Source organism: Microbacterium galbinum (genome assembly GCF_023101185.1).
Classification (GTDB): Bacteria; Actinomycetota; Actinomycetes; order Actinomycetales; family Microbacteriaceae; genus Microbacterium; species Microbacterium galbinum.
Window position 1 is genome coordinate 340,237 of the sequence record NZ_CP078077.1, and the last position, 24,432, is coordinate 364,668.

Annotated in this window: 25 protein-coding genes and 2 tRNA genes; 18 read left to right on the top strand and 9 right to left on the bottom strand. The window is 69.8% G+C overall.

What is annotated here, in order from left to right:
• Window positions 1–37 precede the first annotated feature (37 nt).
• Complete coding sequence (locus tag KV396_RS01710; RefSeq protein WP_247956641.1) at window positions 38–1,315, top strand: DUF445 domain-containing protein; 1,278 nt, start codon at window positions 38–40, stop codon at window positions 1,313–1,315.
• A gap of 1 nt (window position 1,316) precedes the next feature.
• Window positions 1,317–2,231, top strand: coding sequence for an arginase family protein (locus KV396_RS01715; RefSeq protein ID WP_247956642.1), 915 nt, complete (start codon window positions 1,317–1,319; stop codon window positions 2,229–2,231).
• A 62-nt stretch (window positions 2,232–2,293) separates the two neighbouring features.
• On the opposite strand, the gene KV396_RS01720 is transcribed toward KV396_RS01715, so the two are convergent.
• The 4 genes from KV396_RS01720 to galU form a co-directional block, all read right to left on the bottom strand.
• Window positions 2,294–2,369: transfer RNA gene (locus KV396_RS01720), tRNA-Ala, on the bottom strand.
• 50 nt (window positions 2,370–2,419) lie between these two features.
• Window positions 2,420–3,295 carry a hypothetical protein gene (locus KV396_RS01725; RefSeq protein WP_247956643.1) on the bottom strand — a complete coding sequence of 292 codons (876 nt, stop codon included), beginning with the start codon at window positions 3,293–3,295 and terminating at the stop codon, window positions 2,420–2,422.
• Between the two features lie 85 nt (window positions 3,296–3,380).
• Window positions 3,381–3,992 (bottom strand): GNAT family N-acetyltransferase, encoded by a 612-nt coding sequence (locus KV396_RS01730; protein WP_247625270.1) that lies wholly within the window; start codon window positions 3,990–3,992, stop codon window positions 3,381–3,383.
• 44 nt (window positions 3,993–4,036) lie between these two features.
• Window positions 4,037–4,924: a UTP--glucose-1-phosphate uridylyltransferase GalU gene (gene galU / locus KV396_RS01735; protein WP_247624959.1), complete on the bottom strand. Its 888-nt coding sequence runs from the start codon at window positions 4,922–4,924 to the stop codon at window positions 4,037–4,039.
• 40 nt (window positions 4,925–4,964) lie between these two features.
• Here galU and KV396_RS01740 point away from each other — a divergent pair, with 40 nt between their 5' ends.
• From KV396_RS01740 to mscL, 3 genes are read left to right on the top strand one after another with little or no spacing between them, the layout of a single operon-like run.
• Window positions 4,965–5,561, top strand: coding sequence for a 5-formyltetrahydrofolate cyclo-ligase (locus KV396_RS01740; RefSeq protein WP_247956644.1), 597 nt, complete (start codon window positions 4,965–4,967; stop codon window positions 5,559–5,561).
• A gap of 15 nt (window positions 5,562–5,576) precedes the next feature.
• A complete protein-coding gene (locus KV396_RS01745) occupies window positions 5,577–5,849 on the top strand; it encodes an FmdB family zinc ribbon protein (protein WP_247624961.1) in 273 nt (90 codons plus the stop codon).
• Window positions 5,850–5,872: 23 nt separating this feature from the next.
• Window positions 5,873–6,298 (top strand): large conductance mechanosensitive channel protein MscL, encoded by a 426-nt coding sequence (gene mscL, locus KV396_RS01750; RefSeq protein WP_247624962.1) that lies wholly within the window; start codon window positions 5,873–5,875, stop codon window positions 6,296–6,298.
• Between the two features lie 303 nt (window positions 6,299–6,601).
• On the opposite strand, the gene KV396_RS01755 is transcribed toward mscL, so the two are convergent.
• Entirely contained in the window at window positions 6,602–10,270 is a 3,669-nt protein-coding gene (locus tag KV396_RS01755) for an AAA family ATPase (protein WP_247956645.1), read from the bottom strand.
• Between the two features lie 227 nt (window positions 10,271–10,497).
• Here KV396_RS01755 and KV396_RS01760 point away from each other — a divergent pair, with 227 nt between their 5' ends.
• The 3 genes from KV396_RS01760 (at window position 10,498) to KV396_RS01770 (ending at window position 12,454) form a co-directional block, all read left to right on the top strand.
• A complete protein-coding gene (locus tag KV396_RS01760) occupies window positions 10,498–11,022 on the top strand; it encodes a methylated-DNA--[protein]-cysteine S-methyltransferase (protein ID WP_247956646.1) in 525 nt (174 codons plus the stop codon).
• Window positions 11,023–11,140: 118 nt separating this feature from the next.
• Window positions 11,141–11,998 (top strand): LuxR C-terminal-related transcriptional regulator, encoded by an 858-nt coding sequence (locus KV396_RS01765; RefSeq protein WP_247956647.1) that lies wholly within the window; start codon window positions 11,141–11,143, stop codon window positions 11,996–11,998.
• 105 nt (window positions 11,999–12,103) lie between these two features.
• Window positions 12,104–12,454: a histone-like nucleoid-structuring protein Lsr2 gene (locus tag KV396_RS01770; protein WP_247624966.1), complete on the top strand. Its 351-nt coding sequence runs from the start codon at window positions 12,104–12,106 to the stop codon at window positions 12,452–12,454.
• 45 nt (window positions 12,455–12,499) lie between these two features.
• Here KV396_RS01770 and KV396_RS01775 read toward each other — a convergent pair whose 3' ends face one another.
• Window positions 12,500–13,129 (bottom strand): MarR family winged helix-turn-helix transcriptional regulator, encoded by a 630-nt coding sequence (locus KV396_RS01775; protein WP_247624967.1) that lies wholly within the window; start codon window positions 13,127–13,129, stop codon window positions 12,500–12,502.
• Between the two features lie 79 nt (window positions 13,130–13,208).
• Between KV396_RS01775 and idi the strand changes: the two genes are divergently transcribed.
• The 10 genes from idi (at window position 13,209) to KV396_RS01825 (ending at window position 21,762) form a co-directional block, all read left to right on the top strand.
• On the top strand, window positions 13,209–13,730 hold the full coding sequence (gene idi / locus KV396_RS01780) for an isopentenyl-diphosphate Delta-isomerase (RefSeq protein ID WP_247634230.1): 522 nt from the start codon (window positions 13,209–13,211) through the stop codon (window positions 13,728–13,730).
• Between the two features lie 2 nt (window positions 13,731–13,732).
• Window positions 13,733–14,812, top strand: a complete 1,080-nt coding sequence (locus KV396_RS01785) for a polyprenyl synthetase family protein (RefSeq protein WP_247956648.1) — start codon at window positions 13,733–13,735, stop codon at window positions 14,810–14,812.
• Window positions 14,809–15,711, top strand: coding sequence for a phytoene/squalene synthase family protein (locus KV396_RS01790; RefSeq protein WP_247634229.1), 903 nt, complete (start codon window positions 14,809–14,811; stop codon window positions 15,709–15,711). Before KV396_RS01785 ends, KV396_RS01790 begins: the two co-directional genes overlap by 4 nt.
• A complete protein-coding gene (gene crtI / locus KV396_RS01795; RefSeq protein ID WP_247956649.1) occupies window positions 15,708–17,306 on the top strand; it encodes a phytoene desaturase family protein in 1,599 nt (532 codons plus the stop codon). Before KV396_RS01790 ends, crtI begins: the two co-directional genes overlap by 4 nt.
• Window positions 17,306–17,653 carry a lycopene cyclase domain-containing protein gene (locus KV396_RS01800; protein ID WP_247956650.1) on the top strand — a complete coding sequence of 116 codons (348 nt, stop codon included), beginning with the start codon at window positions 17,306–17,308 and terminating at the stop codon, window positions 17,651–17,653. Before crtI ends, KV396_RS01800 begins: the two co-directional genes overlap by 1 nt.
• Window positions 17,650–17,994: a lycopene cyclase domain-containing protein gene (locus tag KV396_RS01805; protein ID WP_247956651.1), complete on the top strand. Its 345-nt coding sequence runs from the start codon at window positions 17,650–17,652 to the stop codon at window positions 17,992–17,994. Before KV396_RS01800 ends, KV396_RS01805 begins: the two co-directional genes overlap by 4 nt.
• Complete coding sequence (locus KV396_RS01810) at window positions 17,991–18,881, top strand: prenyltransferase (protein WP_247624974.1); 891 nt, start codon at window positions 17,991–17,993, stop codon at window positions 18,879–18,881. Before KV396_RS01805 ends, KV396_RS01810 begins: the two co-directional genes overlap by 4 nt.
• Window positions 18,882–18,908: 27 nt before the next feature.
• A complete protein-coding gene (locus tag KV396_RS01815; RefSeq protein WP_247956652.1) occupies window positions 18,909–21,095 on the top strand; it encodes an MMPL family transporter in 2,187 nt (728 codons plus the stop codon).
• Between the two features lie 54 nt (window positions 21,096–21,149).
• A tRNA-Arg gene (locus KV396_RS01820) sits at window positions 21,150–21,223 on the top strand.
• A gap of 35 nt (window positions 21,224–21,258) precedes the next feature.
• Window positions 21,259–21,762: a hypothetical protein gene (locus tag KV396_RS01825; protein ID WP_247956653.1), complete on the top strand. Its 504-nt coding sequence runs from the start codon at window positions 21,259–21,261 to the stop codon at window positions 21,760–21,762.
• Between the two features lie 30 nt (window positions 21,763–21,792).
• Here the strand turns inward: KV396_RS01825 and KV396_RS01830 are convergent, their stop codons facing one another.
• The 3 genes from KV396_RS01830 to KV396_RS01840 all read right to left on the bottom strand — a co-directional run bounded on the left by KV396_RS01830 (window position 21,793) and on the right by KV396_RS01840 (window position 24,391).
• The gene (locus tag KV396_RS01830; protein ID WP_247624977.1) at window positions 21,793–22,290 is read right to left on the bottom strand and encodes an HNH endonuclease; all 498 of its coding nucleotides are present in this window, start codon (window positions 22,288–22,290) and stop codon (window positions 21,793–21,795) included.
• Between the two features lie 338 nt (window positions 22,291–22,628).
• Window positions 22,629–23,423 carry a M23 family metallopeptidase gene (locus tag KV396_RS01835; RefSeq protein WP_247634222.1) on the bottom strand — a complete coding sequence of 265 codons (795 nt, stop codon included), beginning with the start codon at window positions 23,421–23,423 and terminating at the stop codon, window positions 22,629–22,631.
• A 266-nt stretch (window positions 23,424–23,689) separates the two neighbouring features.
• Entirely contained in the window at window positions 23,690–24,391 is a 702-nt protein-coding gene (locus KV396_RS01840; RefSeq protein WP_247624979.1) for a metal-dependent transcriptional regulator, read from the bottom strand.
• Between the last annotated feature and the right edge of the window lie 41 nt (window positions 24,392–24,432).

A 24,432-nucleotide genomic window follows, 5' to 3' on the forward strand; every position in this document is an offset into this window, starting at 1 on the left:
AGGGTACTACACAGACACGGCGTGAAAGGATGCCTTCATGCCGCGCACACCGATGGCGATGCTCTCGCCCGCCGATCAGGTCCGTCTCCGCGCGCTGCGCCGTATGAAGGCGGTCGCCCTGGGGGCGCTGATCTTCATGGCCGTCGTGTTCGTGTTCGCCTTCGCGTTCCAGGAGCGGATGAGCTGGCTCGGGTACGTGCGCGCCGCGGCCGAGGGCGGAATGGTGGGTGCTCTCGCCGACTGGTTCGCGGTGACGGCGCTCTTCCGCCGCCCGCTGGGCCTACCCATCCCGCACACCGCGATCATCCCGAGCCGCAAGGACGAGATCGGCCGCAGCCTGGGCGAGTTCGTCGAGACGAACTTCCTCGAGGCGAGCGTCGTGCGCACGAAGCTGTCGTCCACCGCCATCGCGCAGCGTGCCGGCGAGTGGCTGCGCGAGACGCCGCACGCCGAGCGGGTCGGCGCCGAAGGCGCGACGATCGCCACCGCGATCCTCAACGGGCTCAGCGACGACGACGTGCGCGATCTCATCTCCGACCTCGCGCGCGAGCACCTCGTCTCCCCCGAGTGGGGCCCGCCCGCGGGTGCCTGGCTCGAGAAGATCGTCGAGGCCGACGCCCATCACGGCGCGGTCGACCTCGCCGCCGACAGCATCGGGCGCTGGCTCGAGGCGAACGCCGAGTCGTTCTCCGGCCTCGTCTCCCGGCGCCTGCCTTCATGGGTGCCGCGGCTCGCGCACCGCTTCGTCGACGACACCGTTTACAACGAGGCCGTGAAGTTCGTGCAGGCGGTGCAGGCCGACCCCCGGCATCCGGCCCGTCTGGCGATCGACGGCTACCTCGGCCGTCTCGCCGACAGTCTGCAGAACGACCCGACCACCCGCGCGAAGCTCGAGAACGCGAAGGCGTCGCTGTTCGACAGCCCCCGCGTCGGTGCCCTCGCCGCCGAGGCGTGGAACACCGCGAAGAACGGCCTGCTCACGGCCCTGGCCGACCCCGAGAGCGGGCTGCGCCGCCGGGCCGTGCAGGCGCTCCAGGAGGTGGGCGAGCGTCTGACGACGGATGCCGCGCTGCAGCGCCGCGTCGACACCTGGGTATCGGATGCCGCGGTCTTCCTCGTCGACCGCTACCGCCACGACATCGCCTCGATCATCACCGACACCGTCGAACGCTGGGACCCGGCCGAGACGACCGAGAAGATCGAGCTCATGGTCGGCCGCGACCTGCAGTACATCCGCCTGAACGGCACGTTCGTCGGTGCTCTCGCCGGCCTCGCCATCTTCTCGATCGCCCACGCCCTGATCCCCGGAGTCTGACATGGCCCTCTCGCACGATCCCCTCTGGCCGCGCGCCGGATCCTGGCCCTCTCCCGACGCCGTCGACGACGCGGATGCCGTGCTGCTGGGTGTCCCGGTCTGGCGCACGTCGCTCTCGCCCACGGGTGCCGGGGCGACTCCGGCCGCGGTCCGCGACGCACTCCCCCGCTACGGCACCGCGCTGGTGGGCCCGCCGGCGATCGACCTGAACGAGGTGCTGCGCATCGCGGATGCCGGCGACGTGCACGAGCCCGACGGCGACGAGGGCGAGGCATCCGTCATCGCGCGGGTGCGGGAGCTCTCGGAGTCGTTCGTCATCGCGCTCGGCGGCGACAATTCCCTCACCTACCCCGTGGCGCTGGGCGCCCAGGCGACCGGGTTGATTACCTTCGACGCGCACTTCGACCTGCGCGACGGCGTCTCGAACGGAACCCCGGTGCGCCGGCTCGTCGAAGACGTGCCCGTGCTCTCGGCGCTCGACACCGCCCGCATCGACCCGACGCGCATCGTGCAGATCGGCATCGCCGACTTCGCGAACTCGGTCGCTTACGCCCGCCGGGCAGCGGACTGGGGCATCCGGGTGATCACGCTCGACGAGGTGCGCCGCCGCGGTGTCGACGACGTCGTGAACGAAGCCCTCGAGATCGCCGGTGCCGGATCAGATGCCCGCGTCCACCTCGACATCGACGTCGACGTCTGCGACCGCTCGGTCGCCCCCGGTTGCCCCGCGAGCGTGCCCGGCGGCCTGCAGGCGTGGGAGCTGCGCGCCCTCACCCGCGCCGTCGCCGCCGACCCGCGCGTCGTCAGCGCCGACCTCGCCGAGGTCGATGCCGCAGCGGATGCCGACGACGCCCGCACCGTGCGCCTCGCCGCCCTCTGCGTGCTCGAGCTGCTCGCCGGACTCGCCTCGCGCTGAGTACTCCAGCCAGCCGTCGGAAAAGCAGAAACCCCCGGGCGACTGCCCGGGGGTTTCTGCGGTGGTGGACCTAAGGGGATTCGAACCCCTGACCTCCTCGATGCGAACGAGGCGCGCTACCAACTGCGCCATAGGCCCTTACGGAGATCAACATTATCACGACGCCGACCCCACCTCGGACGTCGCGATCACCCGGCCGCGCGACGGGCGAGCATGTCGCGCACGTGCGCCTCGATCTCGGCGTCGTCCACGAAGCCCATCTTCGCGTAGGGCGAAGCCTCGGCGGCGGGAGCGGTACGCGGGGCGGGAATCTGCATGGGCGCCGGAGCCTGCTCGGCGGCGATCTGCTCGGCGCGGGCGCGGAGTTCCGCGAGGCGGGCGGCCTTGCGCAGCTGCTCCTGCGCGTCGATCTCGGCGCGGGCGGTCTGAGCTCGCGATCCGGCGACCGCGACGAGCGGCTCGGGCAGCGGGCGCGGGGTCCACGTCGCACGACCCTGGTCGTGGATCTCGGGCGCGACGCGCTCTCGCGGCGCCTCGGCGACCACATGACTCGCACGGGCGACTCGACCAGCGACGGCGGCCATCCGCTGCAGCGCGATCGCGCCGAGCAGGGCCAGAGACCCGCCGACCCACAGCAGGGTCGACGCTCCGGTCGCGAGCAGTTGCCACACGCCGAGTCCCGCGAGCACCACTCCGACGAGCGCGGCGACGGTCGACAGCATCCGCACCCGACGGCGCGCACGCGCCTGACGGATCACCGGATCGGCCCGCGTCGCCGCGAGTTCGGCACGCAGCGCCTCGAGTTCTGCGGACTCGCGCTCGGACTGCACGCGCTTGGCGAGCTTCTGCTGCGCCAGGGCGGTGCGAGCGCTCAGCTCGACGCGCACCTCTTCGGGGGTCTCGCTCGTCTCCGCGAGGATCCGCAGTGCCTGGTTCAGGCGAACGGCGTTGCGCTCGGCGGCGTTGTACTGGAAACGGCCGCGCCACGAGGGCAGTAGATAGAGCATCCACAGGAGCACGGCGACGAGCACGATCACTCCCCCGCTCAGCACCGGCCCGTCCATATCGATAACGGTAAGGGTACGAAGGTCGCTCGGCCCCCAGCCGGGCGCGTGTCGCGACCAGACGGATGCTTCCGACGGCGTGTCGTCAGACGGAGAGCCGGTCCGACGGAGGGATCGTCGCGGCATCCGGAGGAACCTGACCGCTCAACCAGCGCGCCAGCACCCCCTGCGGCACGTCCTCCTTCGTCAGCGCGAACGCGTAGTGGTCGCGCCAATCGCCGTCGATGTGGATGTACCGACGACGCAGTCCCTCGTAACGGAAACCGAGCTTCTGCACCACCCGCAGGCTCGCCGCGTTCTCGGGGCGGATGCAGATCTCCATGCGGTGCAGGCCGTACTCGACGAAGCACGCGTCCGTCGCGAGTGCGACCGCGGTGGGGGTGATGCCCTTGCCCGCGAACTTCTCGCTGACCCAGTAGCCGATCGTCGCCGAGCAGAGCGACCCGCGTGAGACTCCCCACACGTTCAACTGACCGGCGACCTCGCCGTCGTACTCCATGACGAACGGATATCCGGCGCCGTCGCGGTACTGCTGGAGCAGACGACGGATACTCAGGCGCATGTCGAAAGACACCGAGCCGTAGGGAACCGTGGCCTCCCACGGCTGCAACCAGGACCGGTTCGCGAGCAGCTCCTGCTGGAGCACGCGGGCATCCTTCGTGCGCACGAGGCGCAGCTCGATCGATCCGTGTCGCATGCCCGCCATGAGATCCATCATCTCGCGCTCGACCCGCCGGAGGCCTAGAGGCGCTCGGCGAACTCCTTCAACCACGGGCGCAGCTCGCCGCCGAGGTCGTCGCGGTCCGAGGCCAACTGCACGATCGCCTTGATGTACTCGACCCGGTCACCGGTGTCGTACCGCCGACCGCCGAAGATCACGCCGACCACTCCGGGGCCCGACGGGTCGGCCGCCATCTCCTGCAGCGCATCGGTCAGCTGGATCTCCCCTCCCTTGCCGGGTTCGGTGTGCTCGAGGATGTCGAAGATCGACGCGGGAAGCACGTAGCGCCCGATCACCGCGAGGTTCGACGGGGCGTCCTCGCGCGCGGGCTTCTCGACGAGGCCGGTGACGCGCACGGCATCCGATCCCTCGATGTCCTCGACGGCCGCCGTGCCGTACATGTGGATGTTCGCGGGATCGACCTCCATGAGGGCGATCACGGCGGCGCCGGAGCGCTCGTGCTCGGCCAGCATCTCGGTGAGCAGCGGATCGCGCTCGTCGATGAGATCATCGCCCAGGAGCACGGCGAAGGAGCTGTCGCCGACGTGTGCGCGGGCACGCAGCACGGCATGGCCGAGTCCCTTCGGCTCGCCCTGTCGCACGAAGTGGATGTCGGCGAGGTCGCTCGAGCGCACGACGCGCTCCAGGCGACCGTGGTCGCCCTTCTCCATGAGCTTGACCTCGAGCTCGGGCACCGAGTCGAAGTGGTTGGAGATCGCGTTCTTGTTGCGCCCGATGATGACGAGGATGTCGTCGATCCCGGCGTCCGCCGCCTCTTCGACCACGTACTGGATGGCCGGCTTGTCGACGACCGGCAGCATCTCCTTCGGCATCGCCTTCGTCGCCGGCAGGAAGCGCGTCCCCAGACCTGCCGCAGGAATGACCGCCTTGAACTTCTGTGTACCCATCCCGACAGCCTACCGGTGGGCGCCGCGTAGACTCTGAGCCATGTCGAACGAGGTCGAGCACGCCAAGCGCGCACTGCGCGCCGAGCTCCGCGAACGCCGGGCGCTCCTCTCCGATGCGCAACGCGATGCCGCCGCCTCCTCGATCGGCGAACGCCTCGACGAACTCGTCGAGAGCCTCGGTGCCCAGTCGATCTCCTGCTACCTCTCGGCGACCGCCGAGCCGGGCACCCGTGAGTTCGTCACGCGAGCGGTGCGCCGCGGCATCCGCGTGTTGCTCCCCGTCACCCGCGCCGACGGACTGCTCGACTGGGCCGTCGCGAACGACGACGACGATGTCGCCGAGGGACTCTTCGGCCTGCCCGAACCGACCGGCGAGGTGCTCGGCCCCATCGCGGTGAACGACGTCGACCTGATGATCGTGCCCGCCGCCGCGGTCGACCGTTCGGGCATGCGCATGGGCTGGGGCCGCGGCTATTTCGACAAGACCATCGGGTCGATGGAGAAGTGCCCTCCCGTGTACGCGGTCATCTATGATTCCGAGATACTCGACTCCCTGCCTCGCGAGGTGCACGACCAGCCGGTCGACGGCATCGTGACGCCGACGCAGACCCTCTCCCTGTCGCAGACGCGACGCTGACCCTCCGAGGACACCATGCCCACCTACGCCTATGCCTGCACGTCGTGCGGCCACCGCTTCGACGCCGTGCAGAGCTTCGCCGACGCGTCGCTCACCGTCTGCCCCGAGTGCGGTGGCACCCTGCGCAAGCAGTACGGGTCGATCGGCGTGACCTTCAACGGCTCCGGCTTCTATCGCACGGACTCGCGGGCGAAGAGTGGCGGATCATCGGATGCTTCGACATCATCGAAGAAGGAGTCGACGACCACCAGCGCCCCCGCGCCGACGTCGAGCCCGACCTCATCCTGATTCCCCACCACTCGGAGGTTCGCATGCTCAAAGGATTCAAGGACTTCATCCTCCGCGGCAACGTCATCGACCTCGCGGTCGCCGTCGTCATCGGCACGGCGTTCACCGCGATCGTCAACGCCGTGGTCGCCAGTGTCATCAACCCGCTCGTCGCCCTCTTCTTCAAGGCCGACGCGATGGGCGGCTTCGGCCCGCAGGTCACCAACATCTACGGCGACACGGTCACGTTCCCGCTCGGCGACCTGATCTCGGCCGTCATCAGCTTCCTCGCGGTCGCCCTCGTCGTGTACTTCGTGTTCGTGCTGCCGATGAACACCTTCAAGGCGCACGTCGAGGCCCGCAAGGGAACGTCCGCCGAGCAGCCCGAAGAGGAGCCGGCCGCCGCGACCGAGGCCGAGCTGCTCGTCGAGATCCGCGACCTGCTCGCGAAGAGCAACGCCCGCGACTGACGGGCACACCCTCGCTGCACAGGCAGCCGCACCGGACGTCCCGTTCCGCTCCGCAGCGTCACCACGACGCTCAGTAGTGGGGCGGGACGTCCTGCATCATGCGGTCGTCATTGGGACCCGCGGGGCCGTCCGGGCGCCGCTTCCGGTCTTTCGCGACCGAGTCGGGACCGCTCTCGGGGTCGGGATCGCTTCCCTCCACCGGCGTCAGGCGTGCGCGGCGGGAACCCGGCACGCGCTCGACCCGCTGCCGCGGAGCATCCGATGCGGGCTCCCCCGGAGAGGCATCCTCAGGCATCCGCTCGGTCAGCCGTTCGCGCCGTCATCGAGGTCGAGCGGCTGCGTGTCGTTCTCGGCACGCGCGGTCGACGGCGAGATGCCGAGCACCGAGGCGATCCGCGTCGCCGCCGTGGCCGGGTCGCTGTAGAGGTCGAACGCGTGCACGCGCACGTAGTGCCAGCCGAGTCGGCGCAGCACGTGCGGGCGCAGACGCAGGGTCTCGCGCAGCGAGTCGCCGCGCGATTCCGGATCGCACTCGATCACGACGGCCTTGCCGCCGTGCTGCGCGACTAGCGGCAGCAGACCGCGGTAGTCCACGTCGACGGATGCTCCGAGCCGGCGCAGCTCGCGGGCGAGCGCGAGGGTCAACGGGTCGGCGAGGTCTTCGAGACGCGCGTCGCGGGCACGGGCAGCCAGGCCGCCGAGGATCGACATGAGCGTCGCGGCGCCGTGCTCGAGGCGTCCATCGTCGAAGGACGACGGACGGATCGACGACACGATCACCATGGAACGGCGCGCGCGGGTCATGCCGACCGTGAGCAGCCGCTCGCCGTCGGGCGTCGAGAGATCGCCGAAGTCGCTGAGCACACGGCCGTGCTTGGTCAGACCGAAGCCGAGCGAGAAGATCACCCGGTCGCGGCTCTCGGCAACGGACTGCTCGAGGGTGAGAACGGCGAAGGGCTCCGCGGTATCGCGCCCCACGAAGTCGGCGACGTCGGAGCGTCCGGCGAAGGCTGCCGTGACCGCGGCGCGCACGCGCTCGGCATGACGGGCGCTGGCGGTCACGACCATGAGCGACTCGGACGGGCGGTGCACGGCATGCTCGACCACGAGCGTCACCACGCGGGCGACCTCGGCGTCGGGGCTCTCGACCGCACCCGAGATCGGGTCGGGCGTGCCCGTGCCTCCTTCGACGTAGTCGACCGTGAGGCTTCCCCGACCGAGATACGACCCGGCCCAGGGCAGCGACACGATCTCGCCGCCGTAGAAGGCGTCGTTGATGAGCTCGGCGAGGTCTTCTCCCCCGGCGCGGTAGCTGCGCGTGAGCGTCATCACCGGAAGCAGCTCCGAGAGACGTTCGAACACCGAGGTCTCGTCGAACTCGACCTCGGGCTCCCAGAGGTCATCGGGGTCGACGGCGATCTGGAACGGCGACGGGCGCTGGGTCACCGGGTCGCCGAACGCGACGACCTGCCGCGCACGACGGATCGCGGGCGCGGCCTCGGCGAGGTTGATCGCCGCGGCATCCACCAGGAGAACGGCGTCGAACTCGACGGAGTCCGGGATCTCGGGAACGAGGTACGGCGAGGAGATCCAGACCGGAGCGAGCGTGGAGACGAGAGTCGGGGCGGCGCTGATCACCTCGGCGGACGTCGTCGTGCTCTGCGTCAGGGCACGACGCAGGTTCGTGGACTCCTGCGGCTCGTCGACGATCGCGATCTTCCACTGGTTGGCGAGCTGCCAGGCCAGCAGCGGGCCGGCCATCGCGGCGTGCGCCTCGTCGACGAGACGGAAGTCGCGCTCGAGCCGATCGACGACCGCGGTGTTCGCGCCGAGGAGGGCGCGGTTGTCCTGGAGGGCGCGCTCGAGGAGAGACTGCCACCACGCGAACTCGAGCTCGTCGCCCACGCGCGACTCGGAGACGTGACGCACCGAGAGGTCGGTGAGCAGGGGCTCGAGGCCGAGGAGGGCGAGTTCGTCGCGCAGCTCCGCACGCTCGACGAGGTTTTCGAAGACATCGGACTTCGCCGCGAGACCCGCGAGCGTGCGCACCAGACGCGCCACGGGCAGCGTCGCCAGCGGTTCACGTCGGCCGAGGGCCGCGTCGAGTTCGGCGAGTTCGGCCTCGACGCGCTGCCACGCGGCCGCGACCTCGCCGAGACCCAGCGGGATCTCGGGGGCGACGCCCGCATCGACGCAACGCTGCCACTGCGTGCGCTGGGTCTGGATGCGCAACAGCGCCTCGTGCATCTCGGTGACGTGCACACCGGGGCGCACGTACTCCTTCGCCAGGCGGCGCAACCGCCGACGGTTCGCCGACGACATCCCCGGTGCATCGCGGCGGGACCCGTGCGCCTGGATCAGCTCGCCCAGCGGGCGCTCGAACACGGTCGGGCTGAAGCGGTCGAGCGAGTCGCGGATGCCCTCGAGCAGCCGCAGGTAGTCGCCGAGCTCGTCGATGGTCGAGAACGGGCGCATGTGGGTCTGGGCGATGAGTTCGTAGCCCCGCTCGAGCAGCGCCGGAACGCTGTCGGAGTGCAGGCGGCCCGCCAGCTCGTGCGCGGCGCGTGCGGCCTCGGTCGTGGCGAAGGTGACGCCGTACCAGGGCGAATCGTCGGGGCCGAAGCGGAACTCCCCGAGACGCGCGGCCTGCGCGAGGGCGGCGGCGGCCGGCCCGCGATCGCCGGCGAGACGCCGCAGGGACTCGTTGCTGAGTCGCGCCGTGGTCGACGGCGGGGTGGGCAGAGAGGCGAGTCGGGTGAGGTGACGGGTCGCCTCGAGCACGGAGGCATCCATCCCGGGCACGGGAGACGTGAGCGCGTGACGGTAGTCGCGGAGCACGGTGCGCAGGCGCACGAGCGCGTCGTCGACCTCTCCAACCTTGGGAGCGCTCGCCTTCTCGTTGCGACCGATGGCGCGCACGAGGTCACGACGCACGCTCACCGGCGAGATCGCGAGGCTGTCGAGACCGATCCCGGCCAGGCGGTGGCGGACTCCGTCGAGCGTCGAGCGGCGGGCCGAGACGACGAGCACGCGCTTCCCCGCCCGGACGAGCTCGCCCAGCGCGTTGATCACGGTCTGCGTGCCGCCGGTGCCGGGCAGCGTCGCGACGGTCAGCGAGTGGCCGGCAGCGATCCGCGAGAGCACGGCCTCCTGCTCGGCATCCGCATCGAGCAGCAGGGTGTCGGACGCCGGCGCGCGGTCGTCCGGCCCGGTGAAGTGCGGCGTGGCCCGCGGGGCCCTGACCCGCTCGCGGTCGCCGACGTGACCGGCGAGGGCGTTGAGCACCTGGTGGTCGAGCGTTCGGGTGTCACGCGACATGGAGCCCGCGACGTCGGCGAAGGTCGACACGACCAGGCGCGGTTCGACCGAGAAGGTGTCGATCGTGCGGGTGATCGCACGCAGGCTGTCGATGACCGGCTGAGGCTTGAAGATGCCCCCGTCGTAGGCGAGGGATGCCAGGGTCGACGCGTCGATCGAGATGCCGAAGTGCTCGCGGGCGATGCGGACGAGTTCGGGATTGACCTCGAACGCCCCCTGCAGCTTCAGCTCGTAGTCGGAGTGGTGGCGGCGGATCGCGAGCGGGCGCAGCAGCACGGGGGCGGCGAAGAACGCGCCCCCGATCCGCCAGCGGGCGACGCCGACGGCGAGGTGCACGGCCTCGATGCCGCGCACGGTGCGCAGCTCGGTGTTCTTCGCGGTGATCCGCTCGGCGGCGAGTCGCGCGGTGCGCAGACCGACCTCGTCGCGGAAGAGGTTCGACAGTAGCGTCGATTTTCCGGTGATGAACTGCGGGAGACTGCCGGGATGCGCCTTGGAGATGTCGATACCGGACTCGGCCCCGTCGCGGAAGCTGGTCAGCGGCGAGGGGCCACCCAGATCGGCGGCTTCACTACGGAGTCGCGAGCGCTCGCCCTCGGCGGCGTGGGTCACGATGACGCCGGTCGACGAGGACCGGAGGTCGCTGAGGGTCACGGCGAGCGCTGCTCCCGTGTCTTCTACCGTCTTGCCTTCCCGTCGCCACACAACTCACACACTAAGCGCGCCGGGCGCGAGGCCCGGTATCCCGGGCGGGTTTCGCGGAATTCCGGTCGCGGATGCCGCGGCGAACTCCTTCTGCACCGCCACCCTTCGAGAGCGACTCTCCCCCGTCCGTGGACCTGCCCTCACGGCAGGCGATCGCCGGGCGTCAGGATGGACGCATGACCTTCCGCTACGACTTCGCCCCCACGCCCTTCGGCGATGCGCTCGCGGTGTTCTCCGAGGAGGGCATCGTGCGCTTCGATCTGTCCGAGTCGGAAGACCCCTCGGTCCCGTGGCTCCTCGAGAACGTCGCCCGGGAGCTGCGGGCGGTGCCCGAGCCCGACCCGGGTGCGGCCGATGAGCTGGCCGACCTCCTCGACCGCTACTTCGACGGCGCGCCGATCCGGTTCGACGAGCACCTCTCTCTCGACTGGCGCCTCGTCGACGGCTTCCCTCGACGCGCCCTCGAGGCGATCGGAACGATCGAGTGGGGCGAGACCCTGAGTTACGGGGAGGTCGCCGTCCTCGCCGGCCACCCGGGCGCGGCCCGCGCCGTGGGATCGGCCTGCCGCATCACCCCGTTCTCGATCATCGTGCCCGTGCACCGCGTCATCCGCTCCGACGGCTCTCCCGGTCACTACGGGGCGCACCCCGAGCGCAAGCGGTTCCTCCTCGACCTCGAATCGGGCGGGCGGAGCGTCTAGCGCCACAGGATCGGCGCGGGTCCTGCCGAGTAGGCCGTCGGGATCCGCGCCGGAGGGGCGCCGGTGGTAATCTCACCGCGTGACGGGAACGGCGCCGTCGCGCGGAAGGCAGGTGGCCGTGAGCACTCCGACCGGAACCGAATCCGACACCGAGCTCATCGCCCGCGCCGTGCGGGAACTCGCCCGCCGCACCCGGTTCCCGGTCGCCTTCGGCGGCCTCCTCGATGACGGTGTCGTGCACGTGACGACGATCGTCGGCAACCGCACCCGCAGTCTCGACGGCCTGCGTGTTCGACCCGAGCGAGGACTCGGAGGGCGAGCGATGATGGAGCTCCGTCCGCGCATGACCAGCGACTACGGGTCCTCGCAGCAGATCACGCACGACTACGACATCTTCGTGCTCGGCGAAGGGCTGCGCACACTCCTGGCGGTTCCGATCGTCGTCGCGGGACGATCCCGCGGCGTGCTCTACGCAGGCGCCTGGGACGACGAGCAGATCGGCGGGATCACCACCGCCCCGGCCATGCAGGTCGCGCAATCGGTCGCCGACGAGTTGCGCATCCGCGAGGAGGTCGAACGCCGACTTCGCGCCGGCGCCCCGGCATCCACCCCCCTGCCGGCCGGTCAACAGGAGCAGTTGCGTGAGTCCTTCGCCGATCTGCGCAGCATCGCCGCGTCGATCGACGACGACGAGCTGCGCGCCCGGCTCGCTCGCGTCGAGGGGCGTCTGCTCGCCCTCTCGGGTGAGCAGACGACGACCGCGACCGGCCCGTCGTCCGTGGTCCGCCTCTCGCCGCGCGAGACCGATGTCCTCTCGTGCGCCGCGCTCGGGGCGACGAATGCCGAGATCGCATCGCAGCTCGGCCTCCGCGAGGGGACCGTCAAGGCATACCTCGGCACCGCCATGTCGAAGCTCGACGCATCGACCCGGCATTCCGCTGTCGCTCGAGCCCGGCGGGCGGGGCTCCTGCCGTGATCGCCTAAATCACACCGGAATTCCATTTGCATTCACTCCTGTATGCAAAAGGAATCGCCGTCCAATTGATTGCCGCAATTAGATTCGGCGAGTAATGTTCACTCCATGGCGAGACGAATTGTGCATCAACTGGTCGACGATATCGACGGCAGCGTTCTGGAGATCGGCGAGGGAGAGACCGTTCATTTCTCCCTCAACGGCACCGCGTGGGAGATCGATCTGAACTCGGAGCACGCCGCGGAACTACGCGCAGCCCTCGAGCCCTACATCTCCGCCGGGCGTCGTGCGGGTTCCGCGAGCTCCCCGCGCAGCTCTTCGGGTTCCGCCCGTAAGCGACCCGCGCGCAACCCCGAGGTCGCGGCCATCCGCGCCTGGGCGAATGACAACGGATACTCGCTCTCGGAGCGCGGACGAATTCCCGCACCCGTCATCGAGGCATACAACAAAGCGCACTGATCGCGCACGAATACCACGAATGAAGGCTCTCCTCCGGGGGAGCCTTCATTCGTCGTGCTCGGTGACCCAGGCCTCATCGGGCAGGGCGATCTCCTGCGTCATGTCCTCGAGGAAGCGAATGACGACCGCACGCTCCTCGCGCGTGAGCCTGGCCGCGGCGTAGAACCGCTTCGCCTGCTGACGCCCCACGGTCTGCATCGCCGCGTGGCGGGTCTCCTCGGTGATCGTGATCGCGAGCGCCCGGCGGTCGGTCGGGTGGGGCGAGCGCACGATGTGACCGCCCTTCTCGAGGCGGTCGAGCAGCTTGGTGGTCGACGCGGTCGAGATCGCAAGGTGCTGCGCGATGCCGCCCGGGGTCGCGATCGCGTGCCGGTTGGCGCACACGATGAGGTAATGCAGGGCACGCATGTCGGTCTCGTTGAGCTGCATGTAGCGACGCGAGGCGCGGGACAGCTTCTGCTCGGCCTCGCGCAACTCGCCGAGCGCTCCCATCACGAGCGCGATCTGCTGCAGGTCCTCCGGCGCGACCCCCGAGCGATCGACGAGTGCACTGCGCGGGTCGCTCGCCTCGACGTCGTAGATCGCGGCGTGGCTGAGCCCGTCGGCCGCGGCATCCGCTCGCGTACCGTCGACCGGCGCCCCCGTCTTCGGGGTAGTGCCGGGTGCAGTGTCCATGCGATCATGTTACACAACGATCTATTTCATGCTAAGTTAATTACTCGCCAAGCTAGTGAAATGACCTGCAGAGGACGCCATGGACGACGTGACCCTTCTCGACGAGAACGGAACCGCGATCGGTTCCCTGCCGAAGAGCGACGTCCACACCACCGACACCCCTCTTCACCTGGCCTTCTCCTGCCACCTGCTGAACGAGCGCGGACAGGTTCTGCTCACCCGCCGTTCGCTCGCCAAGAAGACCTGGCCCGGCGTGTGGACGAACAGCTTCTGCGGGCATCCCCGCCCGGGTGAGGCGATCGCGGATGCCGTGCACCGCCGAGCACACGAAGAACTCGGTGCGCGCGTCGTCGATCTGCGGCCCGCGCTCCCCGATTACCGCTACCGCGCCGTCGACGCGAGCGGCATCGTCGAGAACGAGGTGTGCCCCGTCTACGTCGCCCGACTCGACGGCGACCTCTCCCCCCGACCGGACGAGGTCGCGGAATGGGCGTGGGCGGATGCCGCCGACATCGCCGCCGCCGTCGCCGGGACCCCCTTCGCCTTCAGCCCCTGGCTGGTCGAGCAGCTTCCGCTGCTCCGAGAGAGCGGAGCACTCTGATCATGGCTTCCGTCGCGACTCAGGACGAACTCGGCACCCGCGTCGAGGATGCCCTCCGGCAACGCTTCGCCGAGCGCAGCTCCGCCGCCGAGAACTACGGAGAACCGTTCGCCGCGCTCTGGCGTGCCGCCGCGGCGCACGCGATGGGCGGCAAGATGATCCGTCCTCGCCTGCTCCTCGACGCGCACCGAGCGCTGTCGGCATCCGGTTCGGAGGTCGACCAGACAGCAGCCATCGAGATCGCCGCAGAGGTCGAGCTGCTCCACTACGCCTTCCTCCTGCACGACGATGTGATCGACGGCGACCTCGTGCGTCGCCGGCAGCCGAACCTCATCGGCACCCTCGCGGCGTCCACGGGCCGGGCGCGCGAGGATTCCGAGCTGCACTGGGCGCGCTCGAGCGCCATCCTCATGGGCGACCTGCTGCTGGCGACCTCGGTTCTCGGCTTCGCGCGCGCCCGCGTCTCGACCGCCGCACGTCTGCGCCTGCTCGACCTCATCGAGCACACCATCGTCGAGACCGTCGCCGGGGAGCACATCGACGTCGGCCTGGGCGACGGGATCATCGAACCGGACCTCCGCACGATCCTGGAGATGAGCACCTACAAGACCGCGACCTACTCGTTCTCGCTCCCTCTGCGGGCGGCGGCGATCCTCGCCGGCGCCTCGACCGAGCTCGAAGACGACCTGGCGGCGATCGGCCGTCATCTCGGACTCGCCTTCCAGCTCCAGGACGACCTGCTCTGCGTGTTCGGCGATCACGAGGTGCACGGCAAGGATGCGTTCTCCGACCTGCGCGAGGGCAAGGAGACGGCCATCATCGCCTATGCGCGGATGACGACCGCCTGGCCCCACATCCGGCAGCACTTCGGCTCCACGATGCTCGACGAGCACGAGGCCGTGCGCATCCGCGAGCACCTGCGCGACTGCGGGGCCGAGCGATTCGTGCAGGGCCTCGTCGCCGATGAGCTCGCCGCGGCATCCGCGGTCGCGGTCGACATCGAGTCCGCGCACATCGTCTCGGGCGACGTCATCGACAGCATCCGCACCCTGATCGCGCGCATCGAGGGGCGCGCATCGTGACCGCATCGTCCGCGCCCGGCGGCGACGAATCCCTGCGCCGGTTCAGCAGGACCGCCGAGATCGCCACCGCCGGCGTGATCCGCGCCTATTCCACGTCGTTCGGCATGGCGACCAAGCTGCTCGGCCCCCGCCACCGCCAGCACATCCGCAACATCTACGCGATGGTGCGGATCGCCGACGAGATCGTCGACGGCGTGGCCGCCGAGGCGGGGCTCGACGCCGGAGCGCAGGCCGACGCCCTGACGTCGTACATCGCCGAGACCCACCGCTCTCTGCGCACGGGGTACAGCAGCGACCTCATCCTGCACGCCTTCGCGCAGACGGCGCGCGCGTGCGGCATCGGGGAGGACCTCACGCAGCCGTTCTTCGACTCGATGCGCGCCGACATTCCCTCGGCGGACGCGGCGGCGGCGTACGACGCCGACGCCCACGCACGGTACGTGTTCGGATCCGCAGAGGTGGTGGGCCTGATGTGCCTGCGCGTGTTCCTGCGAGACGCCGAGCGCACGCCCGCGCAGCTCGAGACGCTCGAGCACGGCGCACGCCAGCTCGGCGCCGCGTTCCAGAACGTGAACTTCCTGCGCGACCTCGCCGACGACACCGATCGTCTGCGCCGCAGCTATCTCGGCACGGCCGAGCGCCTCACCGACGCCGATCGCGACACCTGGGTCGCGACCGTCGAGACCCAGCTCGACGACGCCCGCGCCTCGATCCCGCTCCTCCCGAAGGATGCGCGCGCCGCCGTGCGCAGCGCGCTCGCCCTGTTCGCCGCGCTCACCCGACGCGTCGCGAAGACCCCCGTCGACGACCTCTACCGACGGCGCGTGCGCGTGCCCGACCCGCTCAAGGCAGTGCTCGCCGCACGCTCCGTGCTCGTCACCGCGGTGGAGCCCCGATGAGCCGGGTGGTGGTGATCGGCGCCGGCGTCGCAGGACTCGCGACGGCGGGCCTGCTCGCACGCGACGGCCACGAGGTGCTCGTCCTCGAGAAGAACGCACAGGTCGGCGGGCGCGCGGGCAGCATCGAGCGCGACGGCTTCCGCTTCGACACCGGCCCCTCCTGGTATCTGATGCCTGAGGTCTTCGACCACTGGTTCGCGATGATGGGCACGTCGGCCGCCGAACAGCTCGACCTCGTGCCGCTCGACCCCGGCTATCGCGTGTTCCGTCAGCCGCAGGGCGATGCGGCGACCTCGGAGGTGACGGTGCCGGCGGGGCGCGACGCCGTCTCCCGGCTGTTCGAGTCGCGCGAGCCGGGTGCGGCGAGCGCGCTGTCCGACTACCTCGACTCGGCCCACCACGCGACCTCGATGGCCGAGAAGTACTTCCTCTACAACCCGTTCACTCGGCTGACGACGCTGACGACCGGAGAAGTGCTGCGCGCTGCTCCGCGGCTGTTCTCCCTCCTGGGCACGCGCCTGCAGTCCTTCGCGGGCCGACGGTTCCGCGATCCGCTGCTCCGGCAGATCCTCGGCTATCCGGCGGTCTTCCTCGGCACCGATCCGCGCAGCGCCCCCGCGATGTACCACCTCATGAGCGCGCTCGACCTCGACGAGGGCGTCAGTTACCCCCAGGGCGGTTTCTGGGGCGTCGCTCTGCGCATCGAGGCGCTGGCCCGCGACGCGGGCGCGCGCATCGTGACCGAGGCGGAGGTCACCGGCATCCGCACCACCGGCCGCGGTCGGGCGACGCGCGCGACCGGCGTGGAATGGACGGATGCCGCCGGCGAACGCCACGTCGAAGACGCCGACATCGTGGTCTCCGGCGCCGATCTGCACCACACCGAGACCGCGCTCCTGCCCGCCGAGCAGCGCAGCTATCCCGAGTCCTGGTGGAGCCGACGCACGAGCGGCCCCGGCGCGGTGCTCGTCATGCTCGGCGTGCGCGGTGCGCTCCCCGAGCTGCCGCACCACTCCCTGTTCTTCACCGACGACTGGGACGCGAACTTCGACGCCATCTTCGGATCCGAGCAGCGCATCCCCTCCCCCGCCTCGACGTACGTCTGCCGCCCCAGCGCGACCGACGACGCCGTGGCCCCGGCCGGTCACGAGAACCTCTTCATCCTCGTGCCGGTCCCCGCCGACCCCGACCTCGGCCACGGCGGCTCCGACGGCACCGGATCGGCGACGATCGAGCGCGCGGCCGACGCCGCGATCGACCTCGTCTCGACGTGGGCGGGCATCCCCGACCTCCGAGAGCGGATCGTGGTGCGCGAGACCAAGGGACCGGCCGATTTCCGCGACGACTACCACTCGTGGAGCGGGGGGATGCTGGGGCCGGCGCACATCCTGTCGCAGAGCGCGATGTTCCGCGCGCAGAACGCCTCGAAGCGGGTGCGCGGCCTCTACTACGCGGGGGCGACGACGGCGCCGGGCGTCGGTGTGCCGATGTGCCTGATCAGCGCGGAGATCGTGCTCAAGCGCATCCGCGGCGATCACTCCGCCGGCCCCCTTCCGGAGCCCGCGCGCACTCCCCGCGGATCGACGGGGCGCTGATGGGCTTCGTGTACCTGGCCGCCCTGCTGGTCTCGACGGGCTGCATGCTGCTGCTCGACCGGCGCTTCCGACTGTTCTTCTGGCGGGATGCGATCGCGGCGACCGTCGTCACGATCGCGGGTCTGGCGTTCTTCCTGATCTGGGACGTCTTCGGCATCGTCACCGGCATCTTCTACCGGGGCGAGGGCGCGATCGCGACGGGCATCGTGATCGCTCCCGAGATGCCGCTCGAGGAGCCGGTCTTCCTCACGTTCCTGGTGATCTGCACGATGGTCGTCTACACGGGGGCGGTGCGCCTGCTCACCCACGGCCGCGCTCGCCCGGTGCCGAGCGAGGAGGCGCGATGACCTACCTGCAGCTCGCCGCGTGGTTCCTCGGCGCCGCCGTGGTGATCGCGATCGGCCTGACGCTCCTCGCTCGCGGTCGAGGTCCGCATGCCGGTGCCGTCGCCCTGACCGTCCTGGTGATGCTCACGCTGACGGCGGTGTTCGACACGATCATGATCGCGAGCGAACTCTTCCACTACGCCGGGCCGCAGCTGCTCGGCGTGCACATCGGCCTCGCCCCGATCGAGGACTTCGCGTATCCGCTCGCCGGCGCTCTGCTGCTGCCGGCGCTGTGGTCTGCGCTCCGCTCGCGGCGTACCGCCCCGGAGGACGCTCCTTCCTCTGAGAGGACCCGCGCATGACCGCACCCGCCGCCCGCCCGTCGCTCGCCCGCGACCTGGGGCAGATCCTGCTCTCGTCGCGCCCCATCAGCTGGATCAACACCGCGTTCCCGTTCGCCGCCGGTTACCTGCTCACGACGCGCGAACTCGACCTCACCGTCGTGATCGGCTTCGTGTACTTCCTGATCCCCTACAACCTCGCCATGTACGGGATCAACGACGTGTTCGACTACGCCTCGGATCTCGCGAACCCGCGCAAGGGGGGCATCGAGGGTGCGCTCCTCGCCCCGCGGATGCACCGCCCGACGCTGTGGGCTGCGGCGGTGTCGAACATCCCGTTCCTGGTCTACCTCGTCGTGGTGGGCAACGCCGCGTCGACCGCGTGGCTCGCGGTCAGCGTGTTCGCGGTGATCGCGTACTCCGCGCCTCGTCTGCGATTCAAGGAGCGCGCGTTCCTCGATTCGGTGACCTCGAGCCTGCACTTCGTGACCCCGGCGATCGTCGGACTGGCCCTGGCGGGCTCGGGCGTCACGCGCGACACCGTGCTCGTGCTCGTGGCCTTCTTCCTCTGGGGCATGGCGGCGCACGCGTTCGGCGCGGTGCAGGACGTCGGCCCCGACCGCGAAGCCGGCATCGGCTCGGTGGCGACCGTGATCGGCGCAGCCGCGACCGTGCGCCTCTCGCTGGGCCTGTGGGCGCTCGCCGGCATCCTGATGCTGCTGACGGCCTGGCCGGGACCGCTCGGTGCGCTGCTCGCCCTCCCCTACCTGATCAACGCCGCGCCGTGGTGGCGCGTGAGCGATGAGGACTCCGGCGCGACCAACCGAGCCTGGCGCCGCTTCATCTTCCTGAACTACTTCGCCGGCTTCCTGGCGACGATGATCCTCATCCTCGCCTGGGTCTCCTGACCCTGCACCACCCGAAAGGCCCTCACCATGCCCCGATCCGACCGCGCCACGACGCCGACCATCCGCGAACGCTCACGCCGCCACTCCTGGGTGCGCGTGTTCCTGCCGGTCGCCCTCATCCTGGTCTGGCTCGTGGGCGCGTCGCTCGGCGGCCCGCTCTTCGGCAAGGTCGACGAGGTCTCCTCCAACGACCAGACCACCTACCTCCCCGAGTCGGCGGACGCCACCCAGGTGCAGGAGCTGCTGGGCGATTTCCGCGACAGCGATGAGATCCCCGCGATCGCCGTCTTCACCTCCGAGTCGACGCTGACGGATGCCGAGATCTCCGCGATCACGGACGCCGTCGCCGACACCCCCTCGCTCGAGGGCATCGCCGACGACGTCTCGCCCGCGCTCGTCTCCGACGACGGATACGCGGTGCAGGCGTTCATCCCGATCAGTGGAGACGCCGAGCTGAAGGACGTCACGGCCGAGCTCGGCGACGAGCTGCGCGCCTCCGCCCCGGACGGCGTCAGCGTGTACATCACCGGCCCCGCCGGATTCACCGCCGATCTCGCCGCCGGGTTCGCGGGCATCGACGGACTCCTCCTGGGCGTCGCGCTCCTCGCCGTTCTGGTGATCCTCGTGCTCGTCTACCGCTCGTTCCTGCTGCCGCTCGTGGTGCTCTCCACCAGCCTCTTCGCGCTCTGCGTCGCTCTGCTGGTGGTGTGGTGGCTCGCGAAGTTCGAGGTCCTGCTGCTGAGCGGGCAGACCCAGGGCATCCTCTTCATCCTCGTCATCGGCGCCGCGACCGACTACGCGCTGCTGTTCGTCGCGCGCTTCCGCGAGGAACTGCGCATCGCGGAAGACAAGGGCACGGCGGTCATGGCCGCGTGGAAGGGGTCGTTCGAGCCGATCGTCGCCTCCGGCGGCACGGTGATCGCGGGTCTGCTGTGCCTGCTGCTGAGCGATCTCAAGTCGAACAGCACCCTCGGTCCGGTCGCGGCGATCGGCATCGTCTTCGCGATGCTCGCGGCGCTCAGCCTGCTGCCCGCACTGCTGCTGCTCTTCGGCCGCGCGGTGTTCTGGCCGCGGCGGCCGCGATTCGAGCCGGAGGTCGTCGCCGAAGAGCACGGCATGCGCACCACGGGCCTCTGGGCGCGCCTCGCGGGAGTCATCACCCGTCGCCCGCGTGTGATCTGGATCGTCACGACGCTGGTGTTGCTCGCCGGCGCCGCGGGCATCACTCAGCTCAACGCGGTGGGCGTGCCGCAGTCCGATCTCGTGCTCGGCGCGTCCGACGCGCGCGACGGCCAGGCGGCGCTCGGTGAGCACTTCCCGGGCGGTTCGGGCAGCCCGGCCTACGTGATCGTCGCCGAGGACTCCCTGCAGGATGCCGCAGACGTGCTGCTCGCGAACGACGGCGTCGACAGCGTCGCGGTCACGGCATCCGATTCCCCCAGCGGAACCGCGAGCGTGACGACCGATGGCATCGTCGCGGTCGGCCCTCCCGGAACCGCCGCCCCCGATCCGACGGTCGTCGACGGTGAGGTGCTGCTGCAGGCGACGCTCACCGACGCCGCCGATTCGGATGCCGCGGCCGAGACCGTCCGCTCCCTGCGTACCGAGCTCGCCGGCGTCGACGCCCTGGTCGGCGGCGTGACGGCGACGGCGATCGACACGAACGACGCGTCGATCCACGATCGCAATCTGATCATCCCCGTGATCCTCGTCGTCATCATGCTGATCCTGATGCTGCTTCTGCGCTCGATCCTCGCGCCGGTGCTCCTGATCCTCACCACGGTGCTGTCGTTCGGCACCGCGATGGGCGTCTCGGCTCTGGTCTTCAACGGCATCTTCGACTTCCCCGGGGCGGACCCCGCCGTGCCGCTCTACGGTTTCGTCTTCCTCGTCGCCCTCGGCATCGACTACAACATCTTCCTGATGACGCGCGTGCGCGAGGAATCCCTGGCGCACGGCACGCGCGAGGGTGTGCTGCGCGGACTGTCGATCACGGGCGGCGTCATCACCTCGGCGGGCCTCGTGCTGGCCGCGACGTTCGCCGCGCTCTCGGTGATCCCCATCCTCTTCCTCGTGCAGCTCGCGTTCATCGTGGCGTTCGGGGTGCTGCTCGACACGTTCATCGTGCGGTCGCTGCTCGTGCCCGCGCTCGCCTACGACATCGGCAAGAAGATCTGGTGGCCGTCGAAGCTCTGGCGCCGGGGCCTGGACTGAGTCTCTGCCGAGCCTCGGGGGCCTGACGTATCCGGTCGCTAGACTGGATTCCAGGCCCCCGTAGCTCAGCAGGATAGAGCAGCCCTCTCCTAAAGGGCAGGTCGCAGGTTCGAATCCTGTCGAGGGCACCGATGATCATCCGACGACGAGTGGGGACACGACGATGACCGATCCGACACAGAACCCGTACGTTCCGCCGCCGGCACCGGACGCGGGCATACCCCCGGTCTCGCCGGCTACGTCGGTGCCGCCCGTTCCCCCGGCACCCACCGCGAGCCCGCTCGGGTACCAGCCGCCGCCCGCGCCGCAGTATGCGCCGCCGGTCGCACCGCAGTACGCAACGCCGCCGCAACCCGTCCAGCCCCCGCAGCAGGTCGCGCCCTACGGCTACCCCGGCCAGGCCCCCGTACCCGCCGGTCGGAAGCAGACGTCACCGCAGACCAGCAGCATCATCTCGGTCGTCGCCGGAGCGGTCTCGATCATCGTCCTGCCCTGGATCGCCGGATTCATCGGCATCGGGATGGGCGTGTTCACCCTCCGCACGCAGTCGACCGCACGTCGTCAGGGGCTTCCCACCAGCGGTGCCCATACGACGATGGCGATCATCGGGATCGTGCTCGGCTCGATCGGCATCCTCGCGAAACTCGCGCTCGACTACTTCCTCTGATCCGTTCCGAGTCGCGCCTGTCGCTCGCGGTCAGGCCGCCAGCGCCAGGTACGGCTCCCACCGCGGGTCGCTGCGCTCGGTGCCGCGCACGGTCCATGCCGTGCCGTGCGGTGGCCGAGGAACGAACCGCAGTTCCCAGCGCATCTCCTGCGGTGTGCGATTGCTCTTCACGTTGTTGCAGCGCAGGCAGCAGGCGACGAGGTTCTCCCACGAGTCGGCTCCGCCTCGCGAACGCGGCATCACGTGGTCGATGGTCGATGCCGCCTTGCCGCAGTAGCCGCAGCGGTGATTGTCGCGGCGCAGCACGCCGCGACGCGTGACCGGCACGCGTCTGCTGTTCGGCACGCGCACGTAACGCGAGAGGATGATCACCGCCGGGCGGTCGTAGGCACCGCGGCTCCCCCAGACGGGGTCCCCCTCGATGCGTTCGATCACGGAGGCCTTGTCGTTCATCACGAGCACGAGGGCCCGCTTGAACGACACGATCGCCAGGGGCTCGTAGCCCGCGTTCAGGACAAGTGTGCGCATTCGTCATCCTCTCGATCCGCCGGGACGGCTTCCCGGCACTCTCGACTCACACGACGTCGTGCTGGCGGAGGAATGATCGCAGAGACGAAAAAAGGCGCTGTCTAGAGACAGCGCCTTCTGCGCGCGGAAGAACCGCGGCGTCCCTGCGGGCAATGCCGGAGGACGTGACGACCGAGGTCATCCATGGTGCGGATACTCGGTTGCGTGTCCATCGGCTTCTCCCGTCAGTTCGACGACGGGTTCAGGCTAACCCATTACGGACGGTGCAGGGCGAAACAGCCGGTGAACGTTCGGGCGTGTTCGCCCAGCGATCGCCCCGCCGAGCGGCTCAAGAAAGGTCAGCCGGCGTTGGCGCCGAGCCAACCGATGGGCTCGACGAGTCCGCCGTTGACCCAGACCTCGAAGTGGAGGTGGTTGGCGGTCGAGCGACCGGTGCTGCCGACGTAACCGATGAGCTGGCCGGCTTCGACGGTCTGCCCCTGCTGCACCATACGGGAGCCGTAGATCATGTGGCCGTACGTGGTCTGCACGCGCTGGCCACCGATGACGCTGTCGAGCATGACGCAGACGCCGTATCCGCCGATGCTCTCGGCCGAGGCGCGCACGACGCCGGCAGCGGCCGCGTAGATCGGGGTGCCCGCGGGGGCGAGCATGTCGGCACCGTTGTGACCGCCGCCGACCGTGCGGCTGACGTTCCAGGAGCCGAGGGGAAGCGGGTAACGGACCTCGCCCGACCCGGGCGCGACGAGCGCGTAGCCCGCGGTGTTGAAGCTGGTGCTGGTGCTGGCAGCGGCGGCCTTCGCCGCCTCAGCGGCACGTGCGGCGGCGGCTTCTTCGGCCTTCTTCTTCTCGATCTCCTCCGGCGTGGTCGCCGTGAAGGTTCCGCGATCGAGGGGAGCTGCAGTGGCCTCGGATGCCACGACGAGCGACTGCGCGTCGACGGCGGCGAGCTGCTGGACAGTGGTGGCGGCCTCTGCGGGCTTGGTGGCGGCGTAGGCGGGCAGAGCGACGGCGGCGACCAGAGCACCGACTGCCCCGAAGATGGCGACCGACCGGATCGGCTTCGCGATGGAGCGGGTGCCATTCTTCCCACCGGTACGGCGGGCGACAGCGCGGTCTTCAGATTTCTTCACGGGCAATTCGTTGTCTGCGACCAAAACATCCTCCAGCGCCTGCGCGCTCGGGTAGCGCTGACTCGTCGGCACTCTGCTCTCGTGGCACGTGTGTATCTCGGGTACGTTGTGCGTTTCTCACCGCGTCGACGACGAGCCTGGGAGGCAACCGACGCGATTCATCGTCTGCGGGCTTCGCGGACGACTCGACCGAGGTTACCGGAAGATAACGATCATGTCACCCTGTGAACCTGGCAATCCTCGGAGAGCCAGTTCAGGAGCCATTTTCAGGCAGGCTCCCCCACGAGGAAGATGTGCGAGGCCAGCTCGACGGGAAGCTCGAGTCCGTCGTCCTTGCCCTCCATCTGGATCAGGACGTATCCCTCGTTGAAGCGGAAGTCGCCGCGCGCACCGGGCATGACGCCCGCGTCGCGCAGCTGCTCGAGCAGTTCGGGGTCGACCTGCGCGGGCTCGGCGAGGCGACGGACGGTGCCGTCGATCGGCTCACCCGCCGCATTCAGCTTCTGCACGAGGCCGATGACGCCCTCGTCGAAGGTGCGCGCCGGAAGGTCGCCGAGCTGGTCGAGACCGGGGATCGGGTTGCCGTAGGGCGACTCGGTCGGGTGCCCGAGGAGCTCGACGAGGCGACGCTCGACCTGCTCGCTCATGACGTGCTCCCAGCGGCAGGCCTCTTCGTGCACGAACGCCCAGTCGAGTCCGATCACATCGGACAGGAGGCGCTCGGCGAGGCGATGCTTGCGCATCACGTCGACGGCCTTGCGGCGGCCGGCATCGGTGAGCTCGAGCGTGCGATCCTCGGAGACGATCACCAGGCCGTCGCGCTCCATCCGGCCGACGGTCTGCGAGACCGTGGGACCCGAGTGGCCGAGGCGCTCGGAGATGCGCGCACGCAGCGGAACGATGTTCTCCTCCTCGAGTTCGAGGATGGTGCGGAGGTACATCTCCGTGGTGTCGATCAGATCCGTCATGTTCTGGCCCTCCGAGGTTCTTAGGCAAGCCTACATTCCCG

Excerpts from the sequence above, each read along its gene's own strand:
- KV396_RS01810 (WP_247624974.1), top strand. The coding sequence starts at position 17,991 with ATGACCGCACCCGCCGCCCGCCCGTCGCTCGCCCGCGACCTGGGGCAG.
- KV396_RS01805 (WP_247956651.1), top strand. The coding sequence starts at position 17,650 with ATGACCTACCTGCAGCTCGCCGCGTGGTTCCTCGGCGCCGCCGTGGTG.
- KV396_RS01775 (WP_247624967.1), bottom strand. The coding sequence starts at position 13,129 with ATGGACACTGCACCCGGCACTACCCCGAAGACGGGGGCGCCGGTCGAC.
- KV396_RS01715 (WP_247956642.1), top strand. The coding sequence starts at position 1,317 with ATGGCCCTCTCGCACGATCCCCTCTGGCCGCGCGCCGGATCCTGGCCC.
- KV396_RS01740 (WP_247956644.1), top strand. The coding sequence starts at position 4,965 with ATGTCGAACGAGGTCGAGCACGCCAAGCGCGCACTGCGCGCCGAGCTC.
- KV396_RS01800 (WP_247956650.1), top strand. The coding sequence starts at position 17,306 with ATGGGCTTCGTGTACCTGGCCGCCCTGCTGGTCTCGACGGGCTGCATG.
- mscL (WP_247624962.1), top strand. The coding sequence starts at position 5,873 with ATGCTCAAAGGATTCAAGGACTTCATCCTCCGCGGCAACGTCATCGAC.
- idi (WP_247634230.1), top strand. The coding sequence starts at position 13,209 with ATGGACGACGTGACCCTTCTCGACGAGAACGGAACCGCGATCGGTTCC.
- KV396_RS01710 (WP_247956641.1), top strand. The coding sequence starts at position 38 with ATGCCGCGCACACCGATGGCGATGCTCTCGCCCGCCGATCAGGTCCGT.
- KV396_RS01815 (WP_247956652.1), top strand. The coding sequence starts at position 18,909 with ATGCCCCGATCCGACCGCGCCACGACGCCGACCATCCGCGAACGCTCA.
- crtI (WP_247956649.1), top strand. The coding sequence starts at position 15,708 with ATGAGCCGGGTGGTGGTGATCGGCGCCGGCGTCGCAGGACTCGCGACG.
- KV396_RS01825 (WP_247956653.1), top strand. The coding sequence starts at position 21,259 with ATGACCGATCCGACACAGAACCCGTACGTTCCGCCGCCGGCACCGGAC.
- KV396_RS01830 (WP_247624977.1), bottom strand. The coding sequence starts at position 22,290 with ATGCGCACACTTGTCCTGAACGCGGGCTACGAGCCCCTGGCGATCGTG.
- KV396_RS01745 (WP_247624961.1), top strand. The coding sequence starts at position 5,577 with ATGCCCACCTACGCCTATGCCTGCACGTCGTGCGGCCACCGCTTCGAC.
- KV396_RS01760 (WP_247956646.1), top strand. The coding sequence starts at position 10,498 with ATGACCTTCCGCTACGACTTCGCCCCCACGCCCTTCGGCGATGCGCTC.
- KV396_RS01730 (WP_247625270.1), bottom strand. The coding sequence starts at position 3,992 with ATGCGACACGGATCGATCGAGCTGCGCCTCGTGCGCACGAAGGATGCC.
- KV396_RS01785 (WP_247956648.1), top strand. The coding sequence starts at position 13,733 with ATGGCTTCCGTCGCGACTCAGGACGAACTCGGCACCCGCGTCGAGGAT.
- KV396_RS01725 (WP_247956643.1), bottom strand. The coding sequence starts at position 3,295 with ATGGACGGGCCGGTGCTGAGCGGGGGAGTGATCGTGCTCGTCGCCGTG.
- KV396_RS01770 (WP_247624966.1), top strand. The coding sequence starts at position 12,104 with ATGGCGAGACGAATTGTGCATCAACTGGTCGACGATATCGACGGCAGC.
- galU (WP_247624959.1), bottom strand. The coding sequence starts at position 4,924 with ATGGGTACACAGAAGTTCAAGGCGGTCATTCCTGCGGCAGGTCTGGGG.
- KV396_RS01840 (WP_247624979.1), bottom strand. The coding sequence starts at position 24,391 with ATGACGGATCTGATCGACACCACGGAGATGTACCTCCGCACCATCCTC.